This window comes from Mycobacterium sp., from assembly GCF_035274705.1.
Classification (GTDB): Bacteria; Actinomycetota; Actinomycetes; order Mycobacteriales; family Mycobacteriaceae; genus Mycobacterium.
In genome coordinates, this window is record NZ_DATENY010000142.1 from 1 (window position 1) to 10,320 (window position 10,320).

13 protein-coding genes and 2 pseudogenes are annotated in these 10,320 nt (G+C 64.4%); 5 read left to right on the top strand and 10 right to left on the bottom strand.

Annotated features, from left to right (window positions below; translation table 11 throughout):
* Positions 1–52: 52 nt before the first annotated feature.
* Positions 53–868, top strand: a complete 816-nt coding sequence (locus VJV41_RS28515) for a carbon-nitrogen hydrolase family protein (RefSeq protein WP_325339546.1) — start codon at positions 53–55, stop codon at positions 866–868.
* Positions 865–1,746, top strand: a complete 882-nt coding sequence (locus VJV41_RS28520) for a DUF2993 domain-containing protein (RefSeq protein WP_325339548.1) — start codon at positions 865–867, stop codon at positions 1,744–1,746. Before VJV41_RS28515 ends, VJV41_RS28520 begins: the two co-directional genes overlap by 4 nt.
* A gap of 12 nt (positions 1,747–1,758) precedes the next feature.
* On the opposite strand, the gene VJV41_RS28525 is transcribed toward VJV41_RS28520, so the two are convergent.
* From VJV41_RS28525 to VJV41_RS28560, 8 genes and pseudogenes are all read right to left on the bottom strand, one after another.
* Positions 1,759–2,052 (bottom strand): hypothetical protein, encoded by a 294-nt coding sequence (locus VJV41_RS28525; RefSeq protein ID WP_325339550.1) that lies wholly within the window; start codon positions 2,050–2,052, stop codon positions 1,759–1,761.
* A 9-nt stretch (positions 2,053–2,061) separates the two neighbouring features.
* Positions 2,062–2,355, bottom strand: a complete 294-nt coding sequence (locus VJV41_RS28530; RefSeq protein WP_325339552.1) for a hypothetical protein — start codon at positions 2,353–2,355, stop codon at positions 2,062–2,064.
* 116 nt (positions 2,356–2,471) lie between these two features.
* Positions 2,472–3,149 (bottom strand): deoxyribose-phosphate aldolase, encoded by a 678-nt coding sequence (deoC, locus tag VJV41_RS28535; protein WP_325339554.1) that lies wholly within the window; start codon positions 3,147–3,149, stop codon positions 2,472–2,474.
* The gene (locus VJV41_RS28540; RefSeq protein ID WP_325339555.1) at positions 3,149–3,571 is read right to left on the bottom strand and encodes a DUF2599 domain-containing protein; all 423 of its coding nucleotides are present in this window, start codon (positions 3,569–3,571) and stop codon (positions 3,149–3,151) included. The genes deoC and VJV41_RS28540 overlap by 1 nt, the downstream gene beginning before the upstream one ends.
* 7 nt (positions 3,572–3,578) lie before the next feature.
* Positions 3,579–3,860, bottom strand: a complete 282-nt coding sequence (locus VJV41_RS28545) for a DUF2516 family protein (RefSeq protein ID WP_325339557.1) — start codon at positions 3,858–3,860, stop codon at positions 3,579–3,581.
* A 90-nt stretch (positions 3,861–3,950) separates the two neighbouring features.
* Positions 3,951–4,064: pseudogene (locus VJV41_RS28550) on the bottom strand (hypothetical protein); the annotation flags it as partial.
* 518 nt (positions 4,065–4,582) lie between these two features.
* Entirely contained in the window at positions 4,583–4,993 is a 411-nt protein-coding gene (locus tag VJV41_RS28555; RefSeq protein WP_325339558.1) for a helix-turn-helix transcriptional regulator, read from the bottom strand.
* Positions 4,994–5,100: 107 nt separating this feature from the next.
* The gene (locus tag VJV41_RS28560) at positions 5,101–6,399 is read right to left on the bottom strand and encodes a DUF445 domain-containing protein (RefSeq protein ID WP_325339567.1); all 1,299 of its coding nucleotides are present in this window, start codon (positions 6,397–6,399) and stop codon (positions 5,101–5,103) included.
* 136 nt (positions 6,400–6,535) lie between these two features.
* Between VJV41_RS28560 and VJV41_RS28565 the strand changes: the two genes are divergently transcribed.
* The 3 genes from VJV41_RS28565 (at position 6,536) to VJV41_RS28575 (ending at position 9,067) form a co-directional block, all read left to right on the top strand.
* Positions 6,536–7,243, top strand: coding sequence for a TetR/AcrR family transcriptional regulator (locus tag VJV41_RS28565; protein WP_325339560.1), 708 nt, complete (start codon positions 6,536–6,538; stop codon positions 7,241–7,243).
* Between the two features lie 13 nt (positions 7,244–7,256).
* Positions 7,257–8,129: a polyphosphate kinase 2 family protein gene (locus VJV41_RS28570; protein WP_325339562.1), complete on the top strand. Its 873-nt coding sequence runs from the start codon at positions 7,257–7,259 to the stop codon at positions 8,127–8,129.
* A gap of 107 nt (positions 8,130–8,236) precedes the next feature.
* Complete coding sequence (locus VJV41_RS28575; protein WP_325339563.1) at positions 8,237–9,067, top strand: hypothetical protein; 831 nt, start codon at positions 8,237–8,239, stop codon at positions 9,065–9,067.
* Here the strand turns inward: VJV41_RS28575 and VJV41_RS28580 are convergent.
* Positions 9,055–9,909, bottom strand: a complete 855-nt coding sequence (locus VJV41_RS28580; protein WP_325339565.1) for a 3-hydroxybutyryl-CoA dehydrogenase — start codon at positions 9,907–9,909, stop codon at positions 9,055–9,057. The genes VJV41_RS28575 and VJV41_RS28580 overlap by 13 nt on opposite strands.
* Before the next feature lie 135 nt (positions 9,910–10,044).
* Positions 10,045–10,320: pseudogene (locus VJV41_RS28585) on the bottom strand (isocitrate lyase); the annotation flags it as partial.

Below are 10,320 nucleotides of genomic sequence, written 5' to 3' on the forward strand. Positions count from 1 at the left end.
TCTCCCCCGTCGGGGCTCCCTGCTCCACCGTGGCGCCAGTAGGCTGACGGGCATGCGGATTGCCCTCGCCCAGATCCAAAGCGGCACAGAACCTTCAGCCAACCTCGGACTGGTGGAGGACTACACGCGGCGTGCCGCCGACGCGGGCGCACAGCTGGTGCTGTTCCCGGAGGGCACGATGTGCCGGTTCGGGGTGCCGCTCGCGCCGATCGCCGAGCCGCTCGACGGGGCTTGGGCGTCGGGTGTTCGGGCGATCGCCGAGCAGGCAGGCATCGTCGTCGTCGCGGGCATGTTCCGTCCGGCCGACGACGGACGGGTGACCAACACACTGATCGCGACCGGGCCCGGCGTCGAGGCGCACTACGACAAGATCTATCTCTACGACGCGTTCGGGTTCGCCGAGTCGAAGATGGTCGCACCGGGCCGCGAACCGGTGGTGATCACGGTCGGCGGAGTGGGCGTCGGCCTGACCCTGTGCTACGACATCCGCTTCCCCGAGCTCTACGTCGACCTGGCACAGCGTGGCGCGCAGCTGATCACCGTGCACGCGTCGTGGGGCGGAGGACCGGGGAAGCTGGAACAGTGGACGCTGCTGGCCCGCGCCCGCGCGATCGACACGACGGGTTTCGTCGCGGCGGTCGATCAGGCACACCCGGGCGACGAGATCGCCGCGTCAGGGCCAACGGGAGTGGGTGGCAGCCTGGTCGCCTCGCCAGTGGGTGAGGTCGTGACGTCCGCGGGCGCACAACCGCAGCTGCTGGTTACCGATCTCGATCTCGACGCGGCGGCCAAGACCCGAGAGACGATCGCGGTGTTACGCAACCGCGCAGTATCGGCTCACGTCGGTAAGGCACAATCGCTGGGGTGACCGATCCCTGGGCTCGCCCGGCCAATCAGGCCCCGCCTGTCCCACCGCAGCCACAGTCCCCGCCGAGTCCGCCCCCGGGCGGCCAGGGCGTACCGCTACCGCCTGCGCCGCCGGAGCAGAAGGACTCGCTGCTTACGAAGGCCACGAACCTCTTCCGCGATCCGCTGTCGATCATTCTGGTCGTTGTCATCGTCATCGCGCTGGTGCTAGCGGGTCTGCTGGGCGGCGAGCTGTATGCGCGTAGCCGCGCCGACGAGGTGGTCAGCAGGGTCGTCTCGTGTGTCGTCCAGGACGACGCCAAGGTGTCCTTCGGCGCCGTGCCACCATTCTTGTGGCAACACATGAACGGCGACTACACCAACATCACCGTGCAGACCGCAGGCAACCAGATCCGTCAGGCCAAGGGCATGAAGGTCGACATCGACATCAAAGACGTCCGGCTGACCGACACCCCCACGACCAGCGGGTCGGTGGGATCGTTGCGCGCCAACATCACGTGGAGTTCCGAGGGCATCAAGCAGACCATCCACGACGCCATTCCGCTCATCGGCGCGTTCGTGACGGGCGTCTCCACCAATCCGTCAGCAGGCACGATCGAGCTGCAGGGGGCGCTCGGCAGCATCACCGCGAAGCCCGCGGTCGTCGACAACGGAATCTCTCTGCAGATAACCGAATTGACCGGACTGGGCTTCACATTGCCGCGCGAGACGGTGCAGCCTGCGCTGGACGCGTTCACCACACAGCTGACGAAGAACTACCCGATGGGCATCCACGCCGACAGCGTGCAGGTCACCGATTCCGGTGTGGTGAGCCAATTTTCGACGCAAAATGCGTCGATCCCGAAGGGACAGCAGGACCCCTGCTTCGTCGGGCTCTGATCGAGCGCGACTCTAGGGAGTCCCGTTGATACCGGGATGCTGTCCCGGTGGCACGTTCGGCGCCGGCGTCGCCTGAACCGGCGGCGTGAACAGGTTGCCGCCCGTCGGGTTGATGCTCTTTTCGGTCGGCGCCGGAGGCGCACCGGCCGCTGACGTCGTGGGTGTCGTAGTGGCGGTGGTCGTTGCCGGCGTCGTTTCGGGCGCCTTTTTCTCACCACCGCCACAAGCCGCGGTCAGCCCGCCCATCGCAACGATCGCGGCAACGCCGCAAACGGCCCCGAGACGACTCAATCGACGTGAATCCATGATGCAGTCCTATCCGCCGCCGCCGCCGTTGCGGTGGACGCCTGGAGGTTCTGTCGGCGCCGGGGGCGCATAGACCGTCGGCGTGAACAGGTTGCCACCGGTGGGGTTGATGCTCTTTTCGGTCGGCGCCACCGGCGGCGCTGACGGCGACGTCGTGGTCGTCGTTGTCGTGGTCGTGGTCGTCGTTGTGGTCGGAGGCGCTTTCTCTTCCTTCGCGCAAGCGGCGATCGTGCCCATTGCGATGATGGCCCCGATGCCGGCAACAGCGGAGAGGCGCCGCGGCAAATGGCTAACTGACGTCATTTTCTAGTCCCATCTGTGTCTCACCACCTACATAAGGCAGCGACCCGGCCGATCATACGCAGAGTCAGCGAACAAATCTAGCAAATTTCAATGGCGTCAATATGGCGTCAATAATGTCACAGCCCATCGAGCACGGCGCGGGTACCCGAAAGCCCGAGCCGCGTAGCGCCGGCGTTGAGCATCGCCACCGCGTCACTCGCGGTGCGGATGCCCCCGCTGGCCTTGACTTCCAGCCGCGGTCGGACGGCGGCCGCCATGATCTCGACGGCGCGGACCGACGCACCGCCGCTGGGATGAAAACCCGTGGAGGTCTTGACGAAATCGGCGCCGGCATCGGCCGCGGCGCGGCAGGCGTTCACCAGCGTCTGCTCGTCACCGAATGCCAGCAGGGCGGCCGATTCCACGATGACCTTGAGGATCACGCGCTCTCCGATGGCGGCCCGCACGGCCGTGACGTCGACTCGAACGGCCTCGAAATCACCGTAAAGCGCAGCACCGACGTCGATGACCATATCGATCTCTTCGGCTCCGGCCGCGACTGCAAGCCTCGCTTCTTCGGCCTTGATAGCCGAAAGATGTTTTCCTGACGGGAATCCCACCACTGAGCAGATCGCCTGCCCCAGTGAGCGCGCCCGTTTCGCGGCGGGGACCATCGACGGCGATACGCATATTGCGAACACGTCGAGTTCGGCGGCTTCGGACGCCAGGATCGCGACATCGACTTCTGTCGCTTCGGGTTTGAGCAGCGTGTGGTCGACGAGTTCGGCCACCTCGTCGCGGCTGTATGTGCGCACTAGAACGGTTCGACGGTGCCGCCGGGGTTGCAGCCCGCCGCGATCATCTCCTCGTCGGAGACCTCGTTACGCCACGGTTCCAGATTCCAGCTGACCTTGCCCGGCTCGACGAGTTCGGCGAAATGCCAGTGGCACAGGAACTGTGACTTCATCCCGGCGATGTCTGCGTCGGGCGAGAGCGTCAGCACTTCGGTCCAGGCTTCGTTCGCTTGCGCATCGGTGCCCGGCTGGCTCGCCGCCACGCGCGCGGCCTCGGTCGGGTACACGCGCAGGCTCGACATGTCGCCCCATTTCGCCCACTGGACGTGGTCGACATACGGCGGGTCCGGCACAACGGGCGCGGCCGTTGCGGCGGGCGCCAGCCCAAGCGGCACAGCGACAACGACCATCGCAGCGGCGACGGCAACACGCAGTCTCGTCATCTCGCGACTATCGGGACTTGCCTTGGATTTCCAGGATCTTCGGCCGCACGTCGACGAGATAGACACCCGTGGCTACCGCCGCGATCGCTACGCCGGTGATGCCGAGCACCAAGGCCAACAGCACACCGATACCGAGAATGACCAGCCAGACCGGCTTGGTCAGCTTGTCAGCGGCGGTGTACGCGTCGGGCCGCTGCAGCGCGGCGTGCACGAAGGCATAGACAGCCGTCGCCACCACCGCCATCTGCAAAGCAAAGAGGACGTAACCCACAAGGCCTTGAAGCTCCACATAGCTAGCCTAAGCGGGTTACGTCCCCTGGTCGACATTGAGTCGCCCTGACGGACGACCGGCGCCGAATATTTACTTCTGGGTGACCTTCTTGGCCGGAGCCTTCTTGGCCGGGGCCTTCTTGACAGCAGCCTTCTTCGCGGGAGCCTTCTTGGCAGCGGCCTTCTTCGCCGGGGCCTTCTTCGGCAGCTCGACGCCAACCAGCTTGGCGGCGCGCTCACCGACCGCGCGGGTCTGCTGCGCGACGTTGCCCAGCGCCTCCTCGGTCAGCTCGCGGTAGCTCTCGACGCGCTCGCGGCCCTCTTCAAGCGCCGGCGCGTTGCGCAAACGCTCGAGCGCAACCTCGCCGCGCTCGATGAGCTTGTTGTAGGTGCTCTGCGCGGCCTCGGCGTAGGTCTCGGCGAACTTGCGCAGCTCGTCGGAGGACAGCCGCTCGCGCAGCTCACCGAACTGGCTCGGCAGGTCTTCCTGCAACTTGGTCAGGCGGGCGCGGCTCTCCTCGACACGGGCCTGGGTGTCGGTGCGGGCCTCGCCGGCGCGCTCGCGGAGGGTGGCGACGATCTCGTTGACCCGCTCCAGGGCCAGGTCGGCGGCACCCACGGCGGCGAGCAGCGGAGCCTTCAGGTCGTCAACGTCAATGTTCGGCTGGTTCTTCTGTTGTGCCATGTGTGTATTCCTTTCAGATGATTTGGTTGGACTTCTAGTGAGCGGTTGATCTGGTCTCAGTCAGTCGTCGGCTCCTCACCTCTTTGGATACCTGCGGCTTCTGATTCGTTCTGTTGGCAAAACGACGTGTAGATCTCGAGCAGCACCTGCTTTTGCCGCTCCGTGATCGCCGTGTCGGTGATGATGGCGTCGCGGACTTCGCTCGCCTCGCTGGGCTCCAAGATCCCGGCCCGCACGTAGAGCACTTCCGCGGACACCCGCAGCGCCTTGGCGATCTGTTGCAGCACGTCGGCGGAGGGTTTCCGCAATCCCCGCTCGATCTGGCTGAGGTAGGGATTACTGACGCCGGCCTTCTCGGCCAACTGCCGCACGGATACCTGCGCTGCCTCACGTTGCGTCCTGATGAAAGTGCCGATGTCCTGTGCAGCGTTGGACACGACGGCGGCAAGATTTTCATCCTGTGGCATTGTGTGGCCCCCTCGATTGCGTCGGGTATCCAGTTGGATTGACTCAAGTGCGACGCAATCAACCGTACGACGGGGTGCTAACTTTTGCAAGCACTAGTTAGCGCAGGTCAGAAGAGTAGTTGAGCTATCGAATAGATAATCAGGCCGGCCAGCGAGCCCACGACGGTGCCGTTAATGCGGATGAATTGCAGGTCGCGGCCCACGTGCAACTCGATGCGGCGACTGGCCTCGTCGGCGTCCCATCGCTCGATGGTCTCGGTGATGATCGCTGTGATCTCCACCCCGTATTCGGAGACCAGGTGTTGGGCCGCGCGGATGATCCAGCTGTCGACCTTGTCGCGCAGCTCAGCGTCGTCTCGCAGCGACTCACCGATGACGACCACCGAGTCGGCGATCCGGGTACGCAATGCCGACGACGGATCATCGACCGATTCGAAGAGAATTCGCTTGGCGGCGGCCCAGGCCGTCTCAGCCGCCCGGGTGACCTCGTCGCGGGCCATGATCTGCTCTTTGACGTTCTCGGCGCGCTGAATCGTCGCGTCGTCATGCTGGAGGTCGTCGGCGAATTCGAAGAGGAATCTCGTTGCCGAGCGGCGCAATTCGTGATCGGGGTTGCGGCGCACCTTGTCGGTGAAGTCCATCAGCTCGCGGTGGATGCGGTCGCCGACGAGATGGTCCACCCAGCGCGGTGACCAGGTGGGCGAGTCGCGTTCGACAACACGCTCGATGATGTCGCCGGCATTGAGCGACCATTGAAACGCCCTGTCGGCGAGGAGCTGGATCAGCGCTTCCTGGCGGCCTTCTGCCAGTAGCGAGGCCAGCACACGCCCGATCGGCGGGCCCCACTGCGGCTCGGCGATCCGCTTGACGATCATGCGGTCCAGCACGTGCTGCACATCCTCATCGCGCAGCATCTCCACGAGCACGCGCAACACGGTGGAGGTTTCGGCCGCGACCCGCTGGGCGTGCGCCGGCTCCGACAGCCACTTGCCAAGCCGTCCCGCGACCTGTGCATCACGCAGCTTCGTCTCCACCACATGTGGAGACATGAAGTTCTCCCGCACGAAGGCGCCAAGACCCTCACCGAGCTGGTCTTTCTTGCGCTTGATGATCGCCGTGTGCGGGATCGGAATGCCCAGCGGGTGCTTGAACAGCGCCGTGACAGCGAACCAGTCGGCGAGCGCACCGACCATGCCGGCCTCGGCAGCCGCGCGGACGTAACCGACCCAGGCTGCAGCACCGTTGGACTGCGCCCATGTGCAGAGAAGAAAGACGACGGTGGCACCGACCAGGAAGCTCAGCGCGACGACCTTCATCCGCCGCAGCGCGCGGAGGCGCTGCGCATCCGCGGCGGAGTCAGCCCCGGCCAGCGACTCAGCGAAACTGGCCCGCGGCGGGGCCGTCATGGCGCGCCCGCCGACGTTCGGTCTGTGTGCCACTCCCCCATCATCCGCTACTACGGGGTCAGGGCCTGTCCCGCAAGCCCCCGAACCAAGATCGGCCGTAGTATCAAGAGGAACTAGGGAACGGATCACGGGGACAGTGGCACAGCAGACCTCGGCGGTGGCGGTCAAGACCGATGGCCGAAAACGGCGCTGGCACCAACACAAGGTGGAGCGCCGCAACGAACTGGTAGACGGCACGCTGGAGGCCATCCGGCGGCGCGGCAGCAACGTCAGCATGGACGAGATCGCTGCCGAAATCGGGGTGTCGAAGACCGTTCTGTACCGCTACTTCGTCGACAAGAACGACCTGACGACCGCGGTGATGATGCGGTTCGCGCAGACCACGCTGATCCCCAACATGGCCGCGGCGCTGTCGTCGAATCTGGACGGCTACGACCTCACCCGCGAGATCATCCGCGTCTACGTCGAGACGGTGGCCGCCGAGCCGGAGCCGTATCAGTTCGTCATGGCCAACAACTCGGCCAGCAAGAGCAAGGCGGTCGCGGACTCCGAACAGATCATCGCGCGGATGCTTGCGGTCATGCTGCGCCGCCGCATGGCGGAATACGGCATGGATACCCGCGGCGTCGAACCCTGGGCCTACCACACCGTCGGTGGGGTCCAGCTGGCCACGCACTCGTGGATGTCGAATCCGCGGATGACCGCCGACGAACTGATCGACTACCTGACGATGCTGTCCTGGAGCGCACTGTGCGGCATCGTCGAGGTCGGCGGTTCGCTGGAGAAATTCCGCGAGCAGCCGCATCCGTCACCGATCGTGCCTCCACGGTTGATCGAGCGATGATAAGACTTGACCGATGAGCGAGAACGACGAACTACCGTCGCTGTGGTCGCACGAACCCCATGTGCACTTGGCGTTCTCGGCTGGAGACGAAGTCGCCGACATCAAGACGAACAGCACGCCCGGTTTCAACGGGTCCAAGAAAGACGCCGAAGTGCTGCAGGACGAGCGCAATCTGCGCTTCGCGGAGCTACAGGAGATGCTGTACGCCAACAGCAGGTCAGAAGCGGGTGACACCCGATCCGTGCTGCTCGTACTGCAGGGTATGGACACCGCGGGAAAAGGTGGCATCGTCAAACATGTTGTGGGAGCAGGGAATCCGCAAGGTATCCGATACCACAGCTTCGGAAAGCCCACCGAAGAGGAGTTGGCGCACCACTACCTGTGGCGTATCCGCAATGCGCTGCCACCAGCAGGACACATCGGTGTATTCGATCGCTCGCACTATGAGGACGTTCTGATCGTCCGAGTCCACAACCTCGTCCCGCCGGAGGTGTGGGAGCCTCGCTACGATGAGATCAACGAGTTCGAGCGTGAACTCGTTGACAGCGGAACGACTCTCGTCAAAGTAGCCATGTTCGTCTCGCTCAATGAGCAGAGAAAGCGGTTGGCCGAACGCCTGGAACGCCCCGACAAGTACTGGAAGTACAACCCGGGCGACATCGACGAGCGAAAGCTGTGGCCGCAGTACGAACAGGCCTATCAGGCGATGCTTGACCGCACGTCGACGGACTACGCGCCGTGGTACATCATCCCGTGCGACAAGAAGTGGTACAGCCGGTTGGCGATCACCGAGTTGCTGATCGAGGCTTTGAAGACTCTCAACATGTCTTGGCCGCCACCGGATTTCGACGTCAAGGCGGAGAAGAAGCGGCTCACACAGGTCTAAAGGGTTCGGACGCCGCCGAGCGTACGATACTTGACGACTTTCGGCCGATTTCTCACCATATTCCGCACTCTCGGGAACCGATAGAGGCCCCGCAACACCTAATCTGTGTGGACGATCTCATCGTGGCCAGTGAGGCACTTGCAGCGGGCATGGTGACGCGCCAGACATTGCGCACCAGATACATCAAGGTTCATTACAACGTCTACGCCCGCAAGGGCCTCGAACTAAATGCAGTTGACAGGGCCAGGGCCGCATGGCTGTGGTCGCGCCGCACGGCCACGCTGGTCGGACACTCGGCTGCGGCGATGCACGGCACGCAATGGCTACCCGACGATGCCCCGGCCGAGATTGCATATGCACGCCAACCGGCGCCGCCCGGCATCCTTATTCACCGCGGCACCATCGCCGACGACGAGATCTGCTTGAGACAGAGCATCTTCTGCACAACTTCCGCAAGAACCGCGTACGACATCGGCCGACGCATGTCAGGCGACACGGCAATCGTGCGTATCGATGCGCTGCTAAACGCCACGAGATGCACGGTCGAGGAGGTCGAACGCATCGCCGACCGCTACCCCGGTGCCCGCGGCATGCGTTCACTACGCAAGGCTCTGGATCTTGCCGACGGTGGCGCCGAGTCCCCGAAGGAAACCGAGTTGCGTCTGCTGTTGGTGCGCGACGGCCTGCCTCGGCCTGTCACCCAAATCAGAGTAGGTCGCCGCCGGGTTGACATGGGCTGGCCCGAATGGAAGGTCGGCGTCGAGTACGACGGCGAGCAACACTGGACAAACCCAGGGCAGCACGCCGACGACATCGAGCGACTGGAATACCTTGCCGCACAACGATGGATCATCGTGCGGGTGAGCGCGCGGCAGCTGCGATACGACCGAGTGGGGATTTTACGGCGCGTACGGGGGCCGCTGGCTCAGTACTTGTAGAAACCTTGGCCCGACTTCTTGCCGAGTTGACCCGCCTCGACCATGCGTAACAGCAGCGGCGGGGGCGCATAGTGTGCGTCCTTGTACTCGTCGTACATCGAGTCCGCGATCAGCTTCATCGTGTCGAGACCGATGAGGTCAGACAGCCGCAGCGGTCCCATGGGATGCGACAGCCCGGCCACGACGGCGGTGTCGATGTCCTCGACGGTCGCGACGCCGGCTTCGGCCATCCGGATCGCCGACAGCAGGTACGGCACCAGCAGTGCGTTGACGACGAAGCCGGACCGGTCACCGCACCGCACCACCTGCTTGCCCAGCACATCGTTCGCGAACTTCTCGGTGCGCGCGATTGCGGCGTCGGAGGTGACGAGCGTGTTGACGAGCTCGACGAGCGGCAGCACCGGGACCGGGTTGAAGAAGTGCAGACCGAGCACGCGGCTCGGATTCTTCGTTGCCGCAGCGATTTTCATGATGGGGATGCTGGAGGTGTTCGACGCCAGCACCGCATCGGGATCGGTGATGAGCTCGTCGAGCTGGGCGAAGATCTTGCCCTTGACCGTCGCGTCCTCGACGACCGCCTCGATCACGAGCTGACGGTCGCATAAATCCGCGAGGTTCGTCGTGAACGTCAGCCTGCCAAGCGCGGCGTCGCGATCGCCTTCGGACAGCTTGCCCTTGGCAGCCGCACGCTCGAGCGATCCGGTGATGCGGTCGCGGCCGGCGTTGACCAGTTCCTCGGTCGGCTCGAAGACGACGACGTTCGCGCCGGCCTTCGCCGACACTTCGGCGATGCCCGACCCCATCTGTCCGGCGCCGACGACACCTACCCGTTCAATGCTCACCAAATTCTCCTCACCACATGCATCAGGCCCCGCCCAATATAAGGACGGGGCCTGATGTCAACCGTTAGGGGCTGTCGGTCAGTGGCTCCTGCCTTCGGTTCCACTTCCTCATCGCGGACTACGCCCGCTTGATCGTCAGTGGAACTGACCCTCTTCGGTCGAACCGGAAAGAGCCGTCGTCGACGAGTTCGGGTCCACCGTGGTGGCGATCCGGTCGAAGTAGCCGGCGCCGACCTCGCGCTGGTGCTTCGTCGCGGTGTAGCCCCGCTCCTCGGCGTCGAACTCGCGCTCCTGCAGCTCGACGTAGGCGCTCATCTGGTTGCGGGCGTAGCCGTAGGCCAGATCGAACATCGAGTAGTTCAGGGCGTGGAAGCCGGCCAGCGTGATGAACTGGAACTTGAAGCCCATCGC